General features: G+C 43.8%; 18 protein-coding genes, 1 pseudogene and 1 riboswitch. Of the genes and pseudogenes, 12 read left to right on the top strand and 7 right to left on the bottom strand.

Annotation, left to right across the window (positions count from 1 at the left end; genetic code table 11):
- The first annotated feature begins 68 nt into the window (after nt 1-68).
- From MSG38_RS02425 to MSG38_RS02415, 4 genes are all read left to right on the top strand, one after another.
- The gene (locus tag MSG38_RS02425; RefSeq protein ID WP_050650518.1) at nt 69-383 is read left to right on the top strand and encodes a cupin domain-containing protein; all 315 of its coding nucleotides are present in this window, start codon (nt 69-71) and stop codon (nt 381-383) included.
- A 98-nt stretch (nt 384-481) separates the two neighbouring features.
- Entirely contained in the window at nt 482-964 is a 483-nt protein-coding gene (locus MSG38_RS02420) for a GNAT family N-acetyltransferase (RefSeq protein ID WP_050650517.1), read from the top strand.
- A 165-nt stretch (nt 965-1129) separates the two neighbouring features.
- The gene (locus MSG38_RS24025) at nt 1130-1387 is read left to right on the top strand and encodes a hypothetical protein (RefSeq protein ID WP_050633506.1); all 258 of its coding nucleotides are present in this window, start codon (nt 1130-1132) and stop codon (nt 1385-1387) included.
- A gap of 131 nt (nt 1388-1518) precedes the next feature.
- Entirely contained in the window at nt 1519-1815 is a 297-nt protein-coding gene (locus tag MSG38_RS02415) for a hypothetical protein (protein WP_004730457.1), read from the top strand.
- 127 nt (nt 1816-1942) lie between these two features.
- Here MSG38_RS02415 and MSG38_RS02410 read toward each other — a convergent pair whose 3' ends face one another.
- Nucleotides 1943-2440 carry a fasciclin domain-containing protein gene (locus MSG38_RS02410; RefSeq protein WP_248400910.1) on the bottom strand — a complete coding sequence of 166 codons (498 nt, stop codon included), beginning with the start codon at nt 2438-2440 and terminating at the stop codon, nt 1943-1945.
- A gap of 204 nt (nt 2441-2644) precedes the next feature.
- Between MSG38_RS02410 and MSG38_RS02405 the strand changes: the two genes are divergently transcribed.
- A complete protein-coding gene (locus MSG38_RS02405) occupies nt 2645-3631 on the top strand; it encodes a DUF2860 family protein (RefSeq protein WP_248400909.1) in 987 nt (328 codons plus the stop codon).
- A 166-nt stretch (nt 3632-3797) separates the two neighbouring features.
- Nucleotides 3798-4292: pseudogene (locus MSG38_RS02400) on the top strand (GNAT family N-acetyltransferase).
- Between the two features lie 142 nt (nt 4293-4434).
- Here the strand turns inward: MSG38_RS02400 and MSG38_RS02395 are convergent.
- A complete protein-coding gene (locus MSG38_RS02395) occupies nt 4435-5217 on the bottom strand; it encodes a LuxR C-terminal-related transcriptional regulator (protein ID WP_248400908.1) in 783 nt (260 codons plus the stop codon).
- A 167-nt stretch (nt 5218-5384) separates the two neighbouring features.
- Nucleotides 5385-5484: riboswitch (purine riboswitch) on the top strand.
- A gap of 90 nt (nt 5485-5574) precedes the next feature.
- Here MSG38_RS02395 and MSG38_RS02390 point away from each other — a divergent pair.
- The 3 genes from MSG38_RS02390 (at nt 5575) to MSG38_RS02380 (ending at nt 7895) form a co-directional block, all read left to right on the top strand.
- Nucleotides 5575-6600, top strand: coding sequence for an adenosine deaminase (locus tag MSG38_RS02390; protein WP_248400907.1), 1026 nt, complete (start codon nt 5575-5577; stop codon nt 6598-6600).
- Nucleotides 6601-6854: 254 nt separating this feature from the next.
- Complete coding sequence (locus MSG38_RS02385; RefSeq protein WP_248400906.1) at nt 6855-7571, top strand: Crp/Fnr family transcriptional regulator; 717 nt, start codon at nt 6855-6857, stop codon at nt 7569-7571.
- 165 nt (nt 7572-7736) lie between these two features.
- On the top strand, nt 7737-7895 hold the full coding sequence (locus MSG38_RS02380) for a hypothetical protein (protein WP_165901729.1): 159 nt from the start codon (nt 7737-7739) through the stop codon (nt 7893-7895).
- 87 nt (nt 7896-7982) lie between these two features.
- Here the strand turns inward: MSG38_RS02380 and MSG38_RS02375 are convergent, their stop codons facing one another.
- From MSG38_RS02375 to MSG38_RS02355, 5 genes are all read right to left on the bottom strand, one after another.
- Entirely contained in the window at nt 7983-8648 is a 666-nt protein-coding gene (locus MSG38_RS02375; RefSeq protein ID WP_248400905.1) for a DUF2057 family protein, read from the bottom strand.
- A gap of 106 nt (nt 8649-8754) precedes the next feature.
- A complete protein-coding gene (locus tag MSG38_RS02370; RefSeq protein WP_248400904.1) occupies nt 8755-9183 on the bottom strand; it encodes a hypothetical protein in 429 nt (142 codons plus the stop codon).
- Nucleotides 9184-9196: 13 nt separating this feature from the next.
- Nucleotides 9197-11587, bottom strand: coding sequence for an ATP-binding protein (locus MSG38_RS02365; RefSeq protein ID WP_248400903.1), 2391 nt, complete (start codon nt 11585-11587; stop codon nt 9197-9199).
- Nucleotides 11580-12674, bottom strand: coding sequence for a cytochrome c peroxidase (locus MSG38_RS02360; RefSeq protein ID WP_248400902.1), 1095 nt, complete (start codon nt 12672-12674; stop codon nt 11580-11582). Before MSG38_RS02360 ends, MSG38_RS02365 begins: the two co-directional genes overlap by 8 nt.
- Nucleotides 12675-13090: 416 nt before the next feature.
- Nucleotides 13091-14653, bottom strand: a complete 1563-nt coding sequence (locus MSG38_RS02355) for an arylsulfatase (RefSeq protein WP_048608536.1) — start codon at nt 14651-14653, stop codon at nt 13091-13093.
- Nucleotides 14654-14999: 346 nt separating this feature from the next.
- Here MSG38_RS02355 and MSG38_RS02350 point away from each other — a divergent pair, with 346 nt between their 5' ends.
- The 3 genes from MSG38_RS02350 (at nt 15000) to MSG38_RS02340 (ending at nt 20228) form a co-directional block, all read left to right on the top strand.
- A complete protein-coding gene (locus MSG38_RS02350; RefSeq protein WP_017060009.1) occupies nt 15000-16547 on the top strand; it encodes an arylsulfatase in 1548 nt (515 codons plus the stop codon).
- A gap of 193 nt (nt 16548-16740) precedes the next feature.
- The gene (locus tag MSG38_RS02345) at nt 16741-19149 is read left to right on the top strand and encodes a tetratricopeptide repeat protein (RefSeq protein ID WP_248400901.1); all 2409 of its coding nucleotides are present in this window, start codon (nt 16741-16743) and stop codon (nt 19147-19149) included.
- A gap of 95 nt (nt 19150-19244) precedes the next feature.
- The gene (locus MSG38_RS02340; protein WP_050643891.1) at nt 19245-20228 is read left to right on the top strand and encodes a MoxR family ATPase; all 984 of its coding nucleotides are present in this window, start codon (nt 19245-19247) and stop codon (nt 20226-20228) included.
- Nucleotides 20229-20233 lie beyond the last annotated feature (5 nt).

The following is a 20233-nucleotide window of genomic DNA, read 5'->3' as shown; positions in this document are numbered from 1 at the left end:
TACAACTGAAGCTAAGGCCCAAGTTGTTAATCAATTCAAATCAATTCAATGCTAGCTAGGAGAGCTTGATGCCAAACATTTACAATGATGTTCCTTCATCAATACCCAATGAGATATTCAATGACCTGATTGCCAACGATAGTGTTCGAATTGAAAGAATATTGTCGCATGGACACAGTTCACCAGAAGAGGGTTGGTATGATCAAGATGAGAATGAATGGGTGATGGTGATAGAAGGTCAAGGCGTCATCGAGTTTGAAGATGGACGTGTTGTTACCTTGTCTAAAGGGGATTACATCAACATTGCTGCGAGAGAAAAGCACAAGGTTGTTGGCACAGATAAAGATATGGTGACGATCTGGCTCGCTGTGTTTTATCGTTGATATCTTGCTCTAGAGCTGAGGCTGTTAGGTTATAAAGCCTGCTGAGTTAGCTGTTTATTTGCACCTCTGAAAGGATTTAAGACAAAAAGGAGTATGTCGTGGTTAGAATTCGAAACTATCAAGCGAGTGATGATAAAGCACTGTGGGAGATCTTCTTTCATACGGTACGTAACGTCAATGTTCGAGATTATTCTCAACAGCAAGTCGAAGCTTGGGCACCCAGTAGCTTTGACTTTGCATTATGGAAAAAGCGTATGAATGGGTTACAACCCTTTGTAGCTGAGCTCGATGGTTGCGTTGTTGGCTATACTGACCTGCAACCCAACGGTTTGATTGATCACTTTTTCTGTCACCACGAATACCAAGGGAAAGGGGTAGGAAAAGCCTTGATGGAACATGTCTTCACTGTGGGTCGAGTTCGTGGCATATCGAGATATTTCTCTGAAGTAAGTATTACCGCAAGGCCTTTTTATGAGCACCTTGGCTTTAAGGTAGTAAATGAACAGGAAGTCGAAATGCGTGGCGTAAAGCTGACCAATTACGTGATGGAAAAGATAGTTGAAGATGGACAAGGCAGCTGAGTAGGCGGACTCGTGTTCTTAGGGATACAGACATCAAGTTTGAAATATTAATGAACCTTTTTAAGGATAACTTTTCCTGATCTATTGATATTGTCGATGAGTTCAAATTGTGTGCAAGATAATTTGTCTAATCTAAACATTGAGTGAATACAAGGAGTGTTGTTCATGAGTCATGTGAGTAGATCTAAACTATATACATTAGTGTCGATGTTGTCCTTCGCTGTTGGCGTTCTAGCCTTAGATGCTGGGGTCTCGGGGCTATTTCCTCTCTTTGTTGTCGTCATCTCATTTTTTTCATTCGTCATCAACTCGTTTCTTTGTTTGTTCGGAGGTAAACGCGAAGATGGCTTTGATGCCTATCAGAAAGCAAATCAGACTCGGTCGGGAGCACTGGTCAAAGGCTTAGAAGACTCTAGCAAATAAACCTGCGTCTTCAGACGAACGGTAATCTCATTTTTGTTACAGTTTTCACCTGCTTTTGGTTCTCTTCTTAAAGAAAAATCATCACTTTAGCGATAATATTCACTGCAACTAATTTGAGTGAAGGAAGTAACGTGGGAATTGAAGCTTTAGCGTTTGTGATGGACGCATTAATCACCGCATGCTGCATGTATATCGCTTCCAAAATGTCTTTCGTGGTCGCAGACTTTAAATCCCTTCTTACTATTGCTGTAATCGTTGCTTTGGTGTCGTTGATTCCGACAGTGGGCTGGGTGTTGGGGTTGATTCTGTTTGTGTTCCTTCTCGGGAAAGCAACGCACTCTAGTATTGGTGATTGCATCTGGGTGGTGGTCTTCACGAAGGTGGTGTCGATGGCGGCATTTCTAATATTCGGCCGCTTGTTTGTGTAATTCGGGTTCTTGCTTATATCAAGGCAGGCTTGGCTAGTTTGATACCGATCTTAACTTGGTATTTAAACGTCAAAAGGGTGTGAACCTGTCACACCCTCTAAGAACCTTTGATTTGTGTTCATCTTTATTATTTAGGCAGTAATACAGCATCAATCACATGGATAACACCATTGCTTGCTTCAACATCTGCCATCACGACCTGCGCTTTGTTGATCATCACGTTGCCGTGATCAATTCCTACCATTACCGCTTCGCCTTGCACTGTTACGGCACTATCAAGTTTCATCACTTCAGACGCCATTATTTTCCCTGGCACCACATGATAGGTCAGTACTGCGATCAGCTTGTCTTTGTTTTCTGGCTTCAACAGCATATCAACCGTTCCTTCTGGTAGCGCAGCGAACGCTTCATCCGTTGGCGCAAACACAGTGAAGGGACCGTCACCTTTCAATGTATCAACTAAGTCCGCTGCTTTTACTGCCGCCACTAAAGTATTGAAAGAGCCGTTTTCCGCCGCAACATCAACGATGTCTTTCTTCATCTCGTGGTGGTTAGCGTGAGCAAAAGCCGTAAAAAGAAGCGTCGCAACTAGCACTGATGTGGTTTTGATTAATTTGTTAAACATATTGTCTTCCTTTGAGTTTTGTCCGTTATTTTCGAGAGGTATTACGAAAGCCCAATCGTGATAGATCAATTTGTTGTGTCTTTGAGTGAATGGTTAACGATATCGACAGCGCCAAGCGAATAAATTTATATTGTTAAATGCTTGTTATAATTCCATTTTGATGCTTATAGTTATTTGATGATTATTCAAATAATGGATGTGAATATGAGGTTTGTTTTACCAATAGTCTTTTCTGCACTGGCTTCAATGCCTGCATACAGTGGCCTCGCTCCAAGTGAAGGTTTCAGCGGTAACTTCAGTGTATTGGCCGGTTTCTACTCTGACAGTAGTAATTTGAGTACTGAACAAGATTCGAATCAAGCCACCAACACCCAGGAAGGGGAGAGTGAAAACCAAGGGCTACTCGGCTTTTTGGGTACTGTTCAATATACTTTTGGCGAATCGCTGACTCACCAAGTGTATGCGGGTACAACACGAGAGGATATTGCAACAGGTACCATTGCGTTTGAGATCGGTTATCGATATCAACTTTCTGGTGGCACCATATTGGATTTTTCTGTTCTTCCTACGCTTGTCTCGGGTAAGGCTTGGTCTGACCCTTACGCGGTTGGCGTTAATCGAAACGAAACCGATTTAAAAGGTAATGTTGGGCGATTGCAAATGACCAACATAGGCGGCACTGGCTTTCGAACGGATTTCGCGATTGGTGAGTCCGACGTTGATGATGAGCTGTCTGGGACTTCATTGGGGCTATCTGCTGAAGAGATAGCACTGCTTAATAGGGAACGAATCTATGTGTATGCCAAAGCAGGATACCCTTTCATCTTAGCTAACCAAGCGGGTGTGTTCGTTCCATCCATGGTGTATTTCCACTCTGATGCGGAAGGCGGAGCGTTTAGCTTTGATAGTTACGGTATTGAATTAAATTACGCCAAGAAAATTGGTCGTCACGGTTTTGTTGTCACGTTGGATGCACATGATCGTCAGTACGATGAAGCGAACCCAATCTATGGAAAAGCCCGTGAGGAGAGCGAATATGGTGCTTTTTTAGCGTACGAGTTTGGTGGTTTGATGGGCTATAAAGATTGGGCATTCATTACTTTACTGGGTTTAAGAAGCATAGATTCTAATATCGATTTCTATAACTCCGAGCAAGTATTAGCGAGTGTGGGTGTGGACTATAAATTCTGATATTCGCACTATGTTAAAAATACTCATCAAAGCAAAAGTTTAAGTTCAGTCATACCATTTGTTTAATTATTTCGGGCACTTACACCTTTAAAGGTTGTAGGTGCCCGTTGCTATCCGTAATATGAAAATTAGCTTATGGATAGAAATAATAGGATAAGGAAGCGCTTTGGAAATTCAAATTAGACATTTAGAAGCAACGGATAGCCAAGATATTTTCGATATTTATCGCCGCCCTTCAGTTTCAGAAAACACCTCACAAAAGCCTTATCTTAGTTCTGAATAAGTGGAGCGACTGTTTGGTCATTCAGACCATTTCACTTTGGTTGCGGAAGTATCCGGCAAAGTAGTGGGTCACATTACTTTATTCATGACCACCAAGGTAAGAGACAGGCACAGCGCTGGTCTTGGTATTGCTATTCACCCGGATATGCATGGTAAAGGGGTCGGTAAGGCGTTAATGCAAGAAGCGATCAATCAGGCGGATAACTGGCTTAACCTCGTGCGTCTTGAGTTAGAGGTTCATGCTGATAACCACGCCGCGATTGCTTTGTATGAACGTGTAGGTTTTCAGTTAGAAGGCACAAAAAGACTCAGTACGTTCAAAGGCGGTAAGTACATTGATATGTTGTTGATGTCGAGAATACGACCAGATTACCTATGAAGGCGAAGTGACTCGATATAACTGAAACAGTTGAATAAGATATTAATTAACAAAGTCATTTTAATAAAACCCTCAAACTTTATTTGCTTGAGGGTTTTGTGTTTATAAGCATTCGTCACTATCAGATCTTTTAATAATATCGCTATGGATTATCGATGCCAAAGCCATTTCGCAGTGCAAACTGAATCAGTTCGGTATGGTTGTCGAGTTCCAAAATATCCAACATGCGGTATTTGTGTGACTCAATGGTTCTAGGGCTTAAAAAGAGGATCTCAGCACATTGCTTTGCGGTATAACCTTGTGCCAATTGAGTCAGAACCGCACACTGCCTTTTGGTCAGCAATAATAGCTTTTCACTCTCGTTAATATTATTGGTTTCATCGCTGGTGACACTACGCGTCATTTTGGAATGCTGCCAAAAACAGAGCCAGATATCACTCAGCAATTTGATTCGCTTCATGTCAGCCTCTTCAATTGGCTTATCGTAACGATTGAACCGTGAGAAGCCGATAGCTCCCCACTGCTGACCAAACAACGAAAGGCTTACAATCCCATGCCAATGAGCACCTTCTTCATAAAGTACACGTAACGGGTCGAGTTTATGGTTCTTTAGTGTTTCTTCAGGGAACAACTGCCAACACTCTTTTGAACGTAAAAGCTTAAGGTAATCAAGATAATTGCCTTTTAGAAAGCGTTCCATTTCAAGCGGTGGAGTATCTGTTTGGGATACGGAAATACTTTTTCCTGTATCCAGAAGAATCATTGAGTTTGGAAATAGGGTAAGTCTGTCGAGCTTAAACCAAGCGAGCGCTTCTCTTGCCAGTAACAAAAAAGCGCTATCGAAATCTTTGGGTTGGCATGCGGTCAAAGTGTTGGTTTGGTGAGAGAGGAGATCCTCAAAGCTCGCGAATGGGTTATCTTTCATATTGACCGTCTTTTGTGGTTTTAGACAAAATAGCGGCAATAACTAAAGTGTGTCAACCTAATGTTAGAATGGTGTTCTGAATAAGGTGTGGCGAGTATGCTTAAATGCTACTGAGTAATTTATTAGTTTTATGGATAGACGATTAGTGAAATTCACGCTGAACTCTGTATAGTAGCAACCGTTTGCTTCGTATAACCCCAATGATATGGTTTGGGGGTCTCTACCAGCTCCCGCAAAGTGCTGATTACGAAGGGTTTAGATCACAATTGTGTTCTTACTCTTTGTAATGGCGTTCAACAAAACCTCCTGTCTATTATTCAGAGTAAGTGCACACCTAAAATCCATAGTAGGTGAAATATGAACGCATTTATTCAAGGGCTTCCAAAAGTAGAGTTGCATTTGCACATTGAAGGCTCGCTTGAGCCTGAGTTACTTTTCCAGCTTGCTCAACGTAATGGCATTGATCTGCCTTATTCATCCCCAGAACAACTAAGACGCGCATACGAATTTGATGATTTGCAATCATTTTTGGATATCTATTATCAAGGTGCGGATGCATTGCGCACGGAACAAGATTTCTATGATTTAACTTGGGCGTATTTAGAGCGTTGTAAAGCCGACAATGTTATTCATACTGAGATTTTCTTTGATCCTCAAACACATACGGAGCGTGGTATTGCATTTGAAACTGTGATTAACGGGATTCATCGTGCGCTCGAAAGTGGTCAAAAACAGTTAGGTATCTCTTCTCAAATCATCGCTTGTTTCTTACGACATCTGTCTGAAGAGAGCGCCATTCAAACGTTCGCTGATGTGTTGAAGCATAAAGATAAGATCGTCGGGGTTGGGCTGGACTCTTCTGAATTAGGACACCCACCCGAGAAGTTCAAGCGTGTATTCCAACAAGCGAAACAAGCGGGCTTCTTAACGGTGGCTCATGCAGGAGAAGAAGGGCCGGCTCAAAACATCGTCGATGCGATTGAAATGCTCAGCGTGAGTCGAGTGGATCATGGTGTGCAGTGCATGACAGACGAAGCTTTAATCGAAGAACTGATTGAAACTAAAATGCCACTGACGGTGTGCCCACTGTCGAATATTAAATTGCGTGTATTCGATGTGATGGAAGACCACAACATTGTCGAACTGTTGAGAAAGGGTGTGGCTGTAACGATTAACTCGGATGACCCTGCTTATTTCGGTGGTTACATGTCGGATAACTTTAATGCGGTGAGCCAAGCTCATGAGATGACTCACCAGGAGTTAGCGCAGTTTAGTTTGAATGCGATAGACGCGAGTTTTATTGAAGCGCCATTGAAGCAGCAATATCGAGAGCTTGTTCTAGGTTACTTAACTAAAATTAAAGTTAAAGCTGATTCTGAGTAGCCTGTCGTTTAGATTTCAGCAGCTAAAACTCTGAAGTATAGCGCCTTATAACGACCGACATATGTCGGTCGTTTTTATATTGGTTTTACGTAACCCTTAGGCTAAGAAATAACCTAACTTACTAAGAGATATGATTTTATTTTGCTAAAAATATCTCGTCCTAGCGGTAATGAACTACCTTTAGAAGGAGTGTAAAATGCAGCACTAAGGCTGTATAACGAAAACATAGCGATTGTCGGAGGAGGAATACGCCGTTGTTAGACCCAACAATCAGTGAACAAATACAATGGCCATGTGAATTGCCGCAAGAATTGATCGATAGCTTAATCGAGATTGCTGTTTTCAAAACGAGTGTTCATAGCCTAGAAATCACCCAGAAATTTCAAAACCTGCCTGGTGTTTTCTATATTCTCAGCGGCTCTGCGGGAATCTGCTTTTCTACCGAAAATATGAAAAGCATATCCGGAGGTGTGATTGGAAGGGGGGATTGGATAGGCGCTTTGACTCTTCATGCCGACTACAACCTCTTTGCTGTGGCAGAGGAGGTCGAGCCTATCACTATGGTGCTTTTCCCCGCCGAGAAGGTGTTAGCGCTAGCAGAAGAGCAGTGCATGGTATTCAAATGGCTGCTGCATAGTGGGACCAGAGCACAATCTATTTGGATGCAGGCTTACTTATCCTCGATTCATGAAAAAGAGCAGAAAACCATTTATGTTTTGTTGGAACTTGCGGCGCGCCAGAACAATATTGCAGGTGCGACCGTGAGTATTAATATCTCACAAACTCAATTGAGTACTATTACAGGGATCTCGAGGCCCAGATTGAATGAAGTGCTCAAAGGTATAGAGCAACAGGGCTTAGTGAAGATTCAAAGAGGGAAGGTGTTTATCACCGATGTTGAGGGTCTGTATGAGCGTATTTCACCAATGAATTTGATGATGCGCGATCCTGTCGCTGAGATTAAGGTGTGAACCTCTAACAGCAGAACTAACCTTTGGATGATTAAATTTTCAGTGATTAACAAACATTAAACGAAAAATTATGCACAGTGTTCTTTTAGGAACATACATCAAAAGAGAATACCTATAATGTTCACTCTAGATTTATAAATTGAATTAGAGCGGAATAGAATTGTTATGAAAATGGCTGTATTGGAATATAAAGTACTGGGACTTGGTGACTGGATTAAAACAAGAATTTCTAGCCGTTGTGCATACTTACTGGCTGAAGAATATAAAGCGTTGGGATGGCCAACCAGAGTAGATGGCAAAGTGGTATCGACTGAGTCTGCTTAGTCTATACGAGCCTAAATTACCTAGATGAAGACAAAAAGAAGCTGGCAGTGTGCCAGCTTCTTTCATTTTTAAAGTAAGACAGCTGAGTTACTTGTTCACGTAGTCTTTGAATTTCTGCTTTGTTTCAGCATCCGCTTTTTCGTACCAGAAATATAACATTTCTTCAGCTGTATTCGCGGCATTTCCGTCAATCTTTGCAGGAAGCGTTACTGGCTGCGCGACAGCAGCCGCTGCGCCCGCGCTAGCACCTACTGTAAGTGCTGCGATGCCGCCTTTTTGGTTGTATTCCTTCGCTTCTTGCGGGTATTTACGACCAATCTGCATGCCATCTTTGATTAGCTTATCTTGCTTAACACTGATTGCATTTTGGTTTTCATCAACCAGTTTCCAATCTAAGTTTTGAAAGCCTTTTTTCGCTTCGTTGGTGTTGCGGAACTTAGGCATGTCGAACGTCAATGCGGTGTCTGTCGCGTCAAAAGTAGCAATAATGGTATCGCTGTCGACAAACTCACGGTCGTTGCCTTGGCTGAAAGCAAGTTGATATTTGAAAACGATTTGGTTTACGCCATCTGGAACAGTGATCGTTTTGCTCGAAGAGAAGAAACCACCGCCAAGATCAGGTTTAGCTTCATTTACAGCTAAGACTTCGACTAAAGCATCTGCGCTAGAAGGAACTTCAATTGTTACGTCAGCTAACACTTGTGGTGCTGCGATAATTGTCGAAAGCAGCGCAATGGATTGTAATGTTTTCATAGTCATACAGTTATTTAGGTGAGTAGTTCTACACTCGCATGCATAAAGAAGTATTTCAAGTTACCTTGTCTCGATTTGGTAAAATTCACCGAAACTTAACCTAAGCCTAGTTTTTGAACGTGTTTATTGTGTGGTTTCTAGTCAGGTGAGAGCGTGGGCTTGACTTATTTTCTGTTAAAGCATCTTTATCGTCGTCCGTTGGCGCTTGAGACGGTTTTAAAGAGACATAAATAGGAACGATTGCCGAAATCCAAATAGCATAGATGGTAATTACGCGATTGAAGGCGACGAACCAGGTTTCACTGCCCGTACTAGATAGGTAGTAGCCAATGAGCGCAAGCAAGGTGCAGGTGATCGCCCACATGACTGTGGAGGTTGGATCTTTCGTTGTTGCCGCTAGCAATACTATCGTAACGTAGGGAACGGCCATAGCAATGCCCAAAGGTACATGATAGTCGACCACAAAAATGATGGTTGCACCAAGAGCCAAGAACAAGTGTGGGCCGGTGCTAGGTAAGTTCAAATTCCATAGCATGTGATACCTTCCTTTATCCCATTTTGCGTTGCTGGTGGAGTTTGTGTATCAATCGAGTGGCTTGATGACTATTGACCATCAATCGATTGATCAGTTGTTGAAGCAATTCTGCTTCGGGCATGATGTGTTGATCGGCTATCTGTTCGGCTGAGCTCGCGAGTTCAAGCACTTCGTTCATTTCATACCTTGCTGCAATCTCTTTAACCGCCTTCAATGTTCTGGATAGGTCATCCTGTTTGGCGTCCGAAAATAGCTCTATTAACTCATCGATTTCGTTTTCTAGCTCATCAACGAGAGAAGTTAAGCATTTGAGTTTCTCGTCTGTTTTAAGCTCATCGTTAGTTAAAAATTGGCTACGCGACAGTTCTTCCTCTGTGAGGGGCAATTTGTTCTTAGGGTGACGCGTTAACATCGTGATGTTACTTTTTTCCTTGTTTGGAAGATTGTGTGCGTTAACGGAGTGATGGCGGTTGACCTCAAACTGTTGGTGAAACTCGTTGATGGCGTTTTGTAAGCTGTTTTTCTGTAACGGTTTGGTGAGTACAAAGTCTGCGCCTGATTCGATGAATTCATCGTGGGCCTCTTTGAATACATCGGCGGTACATGCAAAAACAACCGTAGTCAGCTTGAGTTCGCCACGGATTTTTTGAATCGCTTCAATACCGCTCATGTTGGGCATATGGTTGTCCATTATGATCAGGTCATATTGGTTTGACGCCAACTTATCTAAGGCCTGTAAACCGTCGTAGGCATTCTCAACCGTTAAGTTTATTGACTCACAGAACTTCCTAATCACCATTGCGTTGATCTTGTTGTCTTCGACTAACAATACTGAGAAGTCATCGAGAGTCTCATTGGTTTTGGTTGGCGTTTGATCGATGACTTGTTCTTCAAGCTCATGCATCTCCAACGGCAAAGAGATCTTAAATTGAGTGCCCAAACCAAGCTGGCTGGAAACCTTAATTGTTCCGCCCATCAGTTCGACTAACTGCTGAACAATGGAAAGCCCTAACCCTGTGCCACCAAACTTACGGGTTGTTGAGAGCTCGGCTTGTTCAAAGGCGGTAAATATATGGTCGATTTTGTCTTCTGCAATGCCAATACCTGTGTCAGTCACTAATATATTCACGCTTGGTGGGGTAGTCGGTGCGATCAAGAATTCTACTTCAACCTTTCCTGACTCAGTAAACTTGACTGCGTTGCCTGCTAAATTAAATAAGATCTGACGTGTACGTGCAGAGTCACCAATCAACTGAATGTTGGTAGGAATGTTATCTTTAATGATAAAAGCGAGGCCTTTGTCTTCTGCAAGAGGCGTCAGTGTTTTATCAAGGTGTGTTACTACGTCGGTGACAGAGAACGGGCTGTATTCCAACTCCATCTTGCCTTGTTCCACCTTAGAAAAGTCAAGAATGTCATTTAATATGGTGACAAGGTGTTGTCCTGAATCAATGATGATTTGGGCCTGTTTGCGAGTATCTAAACTTTGCGAGTCTTCCTTTATGATTTGAGCGATACCTAACACACCATTCATTGGGGTTCGTAACTCGTGGCTCATGGTCGCGAGAAAGAGAGATTTTGCTTCGCTGGCTTTTTCTGCTTTGTCTGCGGCTTCTTGATAGGAGAGGTTGTTTCTCTTGAGTTCGAAGATTCTGAGGATAAATAAGGTGAACGAGAAGACGAAGGTCAGTAGCGCAAGTGTGAGGATCAGCTTAACGGTAACGCTTTTGAGTTGCTCTTGAAGCTCAGTAAATTGATGTTCTATGTGCTCAATATACTCAGTGCTATGTAAATCAAGAACTTGAGATAAAAGAAGGCTATGTTGCTGGTTAAGTTCGACAAATGTCTGTGAAAGATTAGCTAAGTCTGAATCTACGCCTGAATGTTGCATATTAACGCCTGAAAACAACACGCTAGCAAGGAGTTCACTCTGAATGATGATGTCAGATTTTGCGCCAGAATTGTTATTTGTAGTCTGACTATCAGTGAGTTGCTCAGTCATGGATTGCAGAATGAACTGACGAGCGACACTGAGCCCAACGAGCTTGTCTAGTGTATCGACATTCGACATTGACGCATCATGGAATTGATCAAGCAACTCCAGTGTTGGGAGGTGTTGAAAGAAGGTCGAGTGAGTGTTTTCACCTTGATAGCTATCTTTGAGCGCTTGCAGTTCTTTTTCTAGGGTGACTAAGTCTGCAGACATTTGGTAAGGGGTGGAAATCTCGGTGAGCGCTGCGTTAGTTATGTGGTCGCGCATCTCCAGAACCTCATGCCCCAACACAAGAACGGCTCCTCCATATTTCGAGACTTTATCATGCTCTGAATACGTCAATACGATAAAACTGATCAAAACTACAAACAGGGAGATAAACACCAAAAAGACGAGTCTGACTTTATTCATTTTCAAACTCCAATAACATTTGAGGGCGGTTACCTGTTAGGGTTTCTAGGAAGACTTTGATATCGTTAATGGTCTGTTTTTCAAACGTTTTACCGAGTTGGCTTTCACCCATGATTTTGATCGCTTCTTCGAGTGTGGCTGTTTGGCCGTCATGAAAATAGGGTGCAGTGATCGCCACGTTTCTTAAGCTAGCAACACGAAATAGATGCTTATCTTGTGGTTGAGCGGTAAACATAAAGCGACCTTGGTCTTCACTTCGCTCGGCTCCTGTTTTCGATAACCCGAAGTAACCAAATCGCATCACCATGCCTCCACCAATGTTGGTACCTTGGTGGCAACGAATACAGCCTTCTTCTTGAAAGGTTTCCCAACCTCGTTTGGCGGTTTCAGAAAGTGCTGCGTTGTCACCTTTTAAATACAGGTCGAAAGGGGCATTTGGTGTGGTCAAACCCTGCATAAATTCAATAAGAACAGCCTTAATTGAAGCTTCGTCAATGGGCGTTGATTGTTCTTGGAATAAGTCGATGTAAGTTTCCGATTGAGACACATAATCCGTAATGTGTTTCCAGTTTGAATCCATTTCGTCGACGTTGTGTACTGGACCATCGATTTGATCGCCAAGGTTATTCACCCGACCATCCCAAAAAAATCGGTAGTTAAAGGCAGCGTTAAAAACGGTGAGTGAATTTCGCATTCCCGCTCCATTTACGCCAATGGAAACAGGAATCACTTCAGCGCCATTGGTTTGCAGGCTATGACAACTTTCACAGCTGACACTTCGGTTCGACGATAAGTTAGGGTCTTTGAATAGCGCCCAACCTATCTTGGCAAGTTCATTGTTAATCTCGGTCGAATCTGGAATTGGGAATATTTGTTGATCTGGAAATGCCGCTTGTCGGGCATCTTGTGAGTCTGTATTTGAGTCGTGTTCTGAAGAGTATGAATCATCATAGTCGTTTGCATGAGAGTGATTTTCTTGGTGTTCAAATGAGGCGTGCATCTTTAAAGAAGCGGCGTCATAAACCAGTAGGCCTATTGAAACGCAAATGACAGTGATGCTTATTACTGCTAAATATGGCGTTTTCATAGTATTAGTTCCATCTAGTTTAGATAATTTTGGCAAGTCAGAATCCTTCTGATTTAAACCTTATTCACCCTGTGGATGAGAGGTGTATATTTATAAACTTAGTTTCATAGTGGTGATGTTGCAAGAAGATGGTGTAACAAGAGGAGAGGAGCAAGATGAAGTCATTGAATCGTTGGATGACAAGGGACAGGGATCGTTAGAAACAACGCGTTACGTAGGGCAAGTTAGTGACCTAACGGTCAATTCGAAAAGACCTTGTTGTATAAAACTCGGATTTTTAAGAGTCAGATACTGATGCAGATACAGAAAACAAGTGCCAGACGTAGAAAAGCCGTGGTAACTGCATAGAGTGACCACGGCTTTGGTATTACATCATGTACTTTCTAAACTACTTGAATTACATGGTCTAAAGGGGCTTATTTAGCTTGCGCTGCTGCCGCTTCTAGTTGCTTAAGTTTACCTTGAAGCATGTAAGCATTTTGGTTGAAGTTACCAGGGTTCAACACTTGGCTTTGCTGCATAGGGTAGTCAGGTAGCGTGTTCATGAACTCTTGTACTTTGCCGCCTACTGGTACGAATAACCACATGTTGTCTGCCATCCAGCGTAGGTACATGCCCGATTCGTGTGGTGCTTTTTCGAATGGGTCAGCACGTAGGTGAACAACTTGAGGCCAGTTTGGTTGGAAGCGAACCGCATCAACGATGTTACCGTCCATTACTGCGAACGAAATCTTGAAGTCATTCCAACGAACTGCGTTTAGCTCAGCGTTAGCAGAGAAGTAAAGCATGCTGTCACGAGGGCCTTCCTCTTCTTTGCCTTGGAAGTAAGGTAGGAAGTTGTAACCATCTAGGTGAACACGCCAGTTTTTACCGTTGTAAGTTGCACCTTTATCAGACGCAAGTTTCTCAACCACTTTATCATCACCAGCGGCTGCTAGTAGAGTAGGGATCCAGTCTTGGTGCCCCATGATATCGTTGATCTTAGTTCCCGGTTTGATAGTACCAGGCCAGCGAACTAGCTGAGGAACACGCATACCGCCTTCGTAAGTTGTACCTTTTTCACCGTGGAAGTAAGTAGCACCACCATCAGGCCAAGATACCGTTTCTGCACCGTTATCGGTCGAGTAGATAACGATTGTGTTGTCTGCGATCTTAAGCTCATCAAGCTTGTCTAGAAGGATACCCACTTGGTCATCGTGCTCTAGCATGCCGTCTGCGTAGATACTGATACCAGATTTACCTTGGTATTTCTCTTGTAGTCGAGTCCACACGTGCATACGAGTCGTGTTGTGCCAGATGAAGAATGGTTTATCAGCTTTCACTGCTTTTTCCATGAACGCTAGAGATTCTTCTAGGAACTCTTCATCTGCGTGCTCCATACGCTTACGCGTCATAGGACCAGTATCTTCAATCTTACCGTCAGAAGTCGACTTGATTACACCACGAGGGCCAAAGTTCTTACGGAACTCAGGATCTTTAGGGTAGTAGTATGTCTCTGGCTCTTCTTCCGCGTTCAGGTGGTAAAGGTTACCGAAGAACTGGTCAAAACCGTGGTTCGTTGGAAGGTGTTTGTCTTGGTCACCCATATGGTTCTTACCGAACTGAGCTGTCATGTAGCCTTGTTCTTTAAGAAGGTCAGCGATTGTTGGAGCCCAATCAGGGATACCGTGGTCAGAGCCCGGCATACCGATAGTCAGTAGACCTGTACGGAAAGGTTCTTGACCGGTTAGGAATGCAGCACGACCAGCAGTACACGATTGTTGACCGTAGTGGTCAGTAAATAGTGCGCCTTCGTTAGCAATACGGTCGATGTTAGGTGTTTCGTAACCCATCATACCGTTGTTGTATGCACTGATGTTGAATACACCAATGTCATCACCCCAGATAGCAAGAATGTTTGGTTTTTCTGCTGCTGTTGCCGCTGAAGAAGCTGCTAATAAGCCAACACCTAATGCTAGTTTATTAATTTTAGTACCCATAAGGACTCCGATTCACTTTTAAGATTAATGCGTTAGAACAACACATCGATGAGCAAATGTTATTCCCAAAATTCCGTTCCGTCCTTTTATAGTGCTTATAACCAATCGTTATGATGCTTAGGTAACCTATTGATTAATATCAGCTCCAGTGGGTACCTAGAATAAAGCCTTAGTTTGTATGTGTGATCCTTATCATGTTTGTTGGCGTAAACCCTATCGATGATTTCTGTATCCGTATCTCAATAAAAATGACAAAAAGATTAATAGCTTAGGGAATCTCGCGCATGTGCAAAAAATGGACTATACGTTGTAGGGCAGGATGCAAATAACTTACGAAGAGGTTTCTATGACAGCGAAATATGGCGCTAAACGTCGATTAGCGATTTTGGGTACAGCAATGATGGCCGCGTCCAGCGCCACTTTTGCGGCAGAAAAGCCAAATATATTGGTCATTTGGGGGGACGATATTGGTCAATCCAATGTGAGTGCATACACCTTCGGTCTCATGGGTTACAAAACCCCGAATATTGATAGCATCGCCAAAGAAGGGATGATGTTTACCGATTACTACGCAGAGCAATCTTGTACTGCTGGTCGCTCTACTTTCATTACGGGACAAAGTGTATTACGAACGGGTTTGAGTAAAGTAGGCTTGCCGGGCGCAGACATTGGCTTACAAGCAGAAGACGCGACAATCGCAGAAATGCTGAAACCTATGGGTTACATGACAGGTCAATTTGGTAAAAACCACCTTGGCGATAAAGATGAATTCCTTCCAACAGCACACGGGTTTGACGAATTTTTTGGCAACCTTTACCACCTGAATGCTGAAGAAGAACCAGAAAATGAAGATTACCCAACTGACCCAGAGTTTCGTAAGAAATTTGGCCCTCGTGGCGTTATCAAATCATTTGCTGATGGCAAGATTGAAGATACCGGCCCACTAACGCGTAAGCGTATGGAAACGGTCGATGAAGAAACACTAGACGCGGCACTTGATTTTATGGATCGCGCAGTGAAAGCGGACAAACCATTCTTCGTGTGGTGGAACGCAACACGTATGCACTTTAGAACGCACGTGAAAGCTGACAGTAAAGGTGTGACCGGTGTTGGTAACTACGCTGATGGTATGGTTGAACACGATCGACACGTTGGGCAACTATTGAAGCAAGTGGACGAGTTGGGAATCAAAGACAACACCATCGTTTTCTATTCAACGGATAACGGTCCTCACATGAACTCGTGGCCTGATGCGGGTACAACCCCGTTCCGTGGTGAGAAAAACACCAACTGGGAAGGCGCATACCGTGTACCAGCCATGGTTCGTTGGCCTGGTAAGATTGAACCAGGAACCGTATCCAACGAAATTATGCACCATATGGACTGGATGCCAACCTTCGTTGCCGCTGCTGGTGATGACCAAATCAAAGAAAAACTACTCAAAGGTCATACTGCCGGTGATAAAACGTTTAAGGTTCACTTAGATGGTTACAACTTCCTGCCTTACCTAACGGGTGAAGAAGAGAAAGGCCGTCGCTCGGAGATCTTCTACTTTACCGATGATGGTGATTTAGCGGCGCTTCGTTACAACCAGTGGAAAGCGGTGTTCATGGAGCAGCGTGCAACGGGCACGATGCAAATCTGGGCTGAACCGTTCGTGACGTTACGTCTTCCTAAGCTGTTTAACCTGCGTATGGACCCATACGAAAACGCAGACATTACATCGAACACATACTACGACTGGTTGTTAGACCATGCTTATATGTTCGTTCCAGCACAAGCGTATGTCGGCAAGTTCCTAGAAACCTTTGCTGAATACCCGCCACGCCAAAAAGCCGCGAGCTTTAGCTTGGATCAGGTAATGGAAAAACTTCAGGAATCTCATAACAAATAAGTAATTGTTTGAGTGAAACTGAACAGACGTAAAGAGCTCTTAGGAGCTCTTTTTTTATGCGCATACCGATGAGTAAATCCCGGTCGTGAATATGAGTCACAACTATCGAGCTCACTGCCACTAAATAATTGTAAATTCGTTGTTTTTACGTCTACCTTATTAAGCATAAGGATGTATAAAAACAAGGAATGTTATGTCTGCATGGTTGTGCTTACTGGTAAACGGATTGAAACGCCAGCGAGTCGCAGTATTATCCGCAATCTTGTCTCCACTGATGTTGTCGCTGTTCAGTTTGAACGCTTATGCCAACGAGCAAGATCCTAATATCAACTCTGATATTTCAAAGACCAGTTCTGTAGCTTCACACGTTAGCTCTGACGCTTTACCTATCGGCTCTAAAGCCACGTATGTCGGTTCGGAAGCGTGTATTGATTGTCATAGTGAAGAAGTCGAAGCGTGGGAGGGCTCTCATCATGATATGGCGATGAAGCACGCTACAGACGAATCTGTATTAGGCGATTTCAACGATCAAACAGTCTCTCATGACGGTAAACCCAACCGATTTTTTCGCAAGGGCGAAGAGTTCTGGGTCAATATCGAAGGGCCAGACGGCCAGTTTAAAGATTACAAAATCAGCTATACCTTTGCCTTTGAACCACTACAACAATACATGGTTGAATTTGAAGATGGCCGTGTACAGTTGATTCCATTCGCTTGGGACTCTCGCACTGAAGGCGAAGGCGGTCAACGCTGGTTTCACCTCTATCCTGATACCACCAATACCGATGAATTCTACTGGACCAACAGCGGTCAAAACTGGAACTTCATGTGTGCTGATTGCCACTCTACGAATCTAGAGAAAAACTACGACAGCGCGAGTAATACCTACAACACTACTTGGTCTGAGATTAATGTCGGTTGTGAAGCGTGTCATGGCCCTGCGAGTGAGCACGTTGAACAGGCCCAGCTAGCAAAAGCTAACGGTGGAAAGGATGTTCAAGTTTCGGCGCATTATGGTTTTGATCGCGACTTGTCGAAGTCGGTGAAAGAGTGGATCTATCAAGAGGGTAATTCAACCCTGCAACCAAAAGACATCATCCATACCAATCAAGTTCAAACCTGTGCTCAATGCCACAGCCGACGTACTCAGTTGAATGAAACAGGCGACCACGTGAACGGGTCATTCTTTGATAAGTATCGCCTGAGCTTAATTACTCCTGAGCTTTACCACAACGATGGTCAAATCTACGATGAAGATTACGTTTACGGATCTTTCCTTCAATCCGTGATGGCTGAAAAAGGCGTCACATGTACTAACTGCCACGATCCCCACACTGCTGAACTAAAAATTGCGGAAGAAGCCGTGTGTAGCCAATGTCACATTGCATCGGAATACACGCCTGAAAAGCACACATTCCACGAAGCCAATACCGAAGCATCACAATGTACCACTTGTCACATGCCAGAGACGACTTACATGGAGGTGGATCCAAGGCGTGACCACAGTTGGCATATCCCCCGTCCTGATATTAGCCAACACATTAAAACGCCGAACGTGTGTACTAGCTGTCATGAAGATCAAACTGACCAGTGGGCAGATAAGCAAATCGGTGAGTGGTTCCCAGATTCTAAGTATCGTAACCAGCAGCATTTTGCCGTTGCCTTTTATGCTGACTCAATAGGACACCGAGGGGCAGAGGATGCGTTGGCGTATTCGGCTCAGGATTCCAGCTTAAGCAATATCATTCGAGCATCGAGCTTAGAACGTTTGGGCGGTAATACGGGTAAGAATACGCTGATCTCGCTGGCAAGAGCGGTGAAACACGATGATGAAATGATCCGTTTGGGTGTGGTGCAAGGCTCGTCTGGTTTCCCATTTACCGACCGTTGGCAGATTCTAGAGCCGCTACTGAAAGATCCTGTATTGTCGATTCGTTCAGAAACCGCAGGCGCATTAGTGCGTTACTGGGGAGAAATGAATCCTTTGCAGAAAGACCAAATCAAGCCTGCATTGGAAGAGTACATTGAAATACAGCAATTTAATGCCGACAGAGGGTTTGGGCGTACTAACCTAGGCAACGTTTACCGAGATTTAGGCCAGCACGATAAAGCGGTTGAGTTCTATCAAGGTGCTATCGAGATTGAGCCTTACTTCGAAAACAGCTACGCCAACTTGGCGGATTTGTATCGAGCGCAAGGTAACGAAGCAAAAGCGTTGTCGACCTTGAAGCAAGGTATTGAAGCTCAGCCTAAATCGAGTGTTTTGCCATACAGCACAGGATTGTCTCTGCTTCGTGTGAAAGATTACGAACAAGCAACGGACTACCTTAAACAAGCCGCTGAAACTGCACAAACCGATCCTCAATATTGGTATGTGTACGGATTGGCTTTGGAGAAATCGGATGTGCTTGCGGCAAGTCAATCACTGCATAAGGCTTACCAATTTAGCCGCAACCCACAGCACCTGTATGCCCAGTGTGAAGTGTTGGCGCGAAACAGTCATATACCGGGCGTACCAAAGGCGTTTGAGCAATGTATTTCATCATTGAGCAAAGTGGCACCGCCGGAGGCCATTAACCAATTGAAAGCTAGGTTTAAATAAAGCGATGAGGTGAGCTTGGCTATCGAGCTTATAACTAATAGTTATGGGGCTTGTGAGTAGGATGTACGCAGCCAGATTGAATTAAGGGAAGACCTATGAACCATGCGCAACAAGCAATAAACCAACTGATTGAACAAACAGAGAAAAGTGTTATCGGTCAGAGCCACGTCGTTCGGGCTCTGGTGATAGGGTTATTGACTAATGGCCATGTGCTTTTAGAGGGACTTCCCGGTACAGCGAAAACTCGCTCAGTAAAATCGCTGGCGAATCTACTGAACACCAGTTTTGGTCGAATTCAGTTTACGCCAGACCTGCTGCCATCTGATGTGACGGGTACAGAAGTGTATCAAGAGCTTGATGGAAAGCCTCAGTTGCATTTCCAACCGGGTCCTATTTTCAACAGCATTGTATTAGCCGATGAAGTGAACCGTGCGCCCGCAAAGGTACAAGCGGCTCTGCTTGAAGCGATGGCGGAAGGGACGATTACGGTGGGTGGTCAAACTCATATCCTGCCAGATTTATTCATGGTGCTCGCTACGCAAAACCCAGTTGAGCAAGAAGGTACGTATCCACTACCTGAAGCACAAATGGACCGTTTCATTATGAAAGTGACGGTCGACTATCCAGAAGATGAAGCTGAACGCGACATCATTCGACTGGTGCGTAGCGAAGAGTTAGGCAGCGAGACCAGTTCGGAATTAGTCACTCCAGAGCATATTGAACCTGAGTTGGTACTTGAAGCTCGCCGCCAACTTCCAGATATTGCCGTTTCCGATTTAGTTGAGAACTACATTGTGGCCTTGGTGATGGCGACTCGTAAGCCAGAGCGTTACCCAGAATCAAACTTGTCTAAATGGATTGAGATTGGTTCAAGCCCGCGAGCTTCCATCGCGTTGGATAAATGTGCTCGCGCTTATGCGTGGCTTCAAGGGCGTGACCACGTCACGTTAGACGATGTACGTGCCATGTTGCCAACCGTGTTAGGTCACCGATTCTCACTGTCTTACGATGCATTGGCCGATGGCGTTGATCATCAAAGAGTGGTTGAAGAACTGCTTGATAATGTTGAGATCGGATAACTAGG

Origin of the sequence: Vibrio sp. 1CM24A (assembly GCF_023161725.1) — a bacterium.
GTDB classification, from domain to species: domain Bacteria; phylum Pseudomonadota; class Gammaproteobacteria; order Enterobacterales; family Vibrionaceae; genus Vibrio; species Vibrio coralliirubri.
Note: the sequence above shows the minus strand (reverse complement) of the source record. Positions and strands in the feature narration are given on the sequence as shown.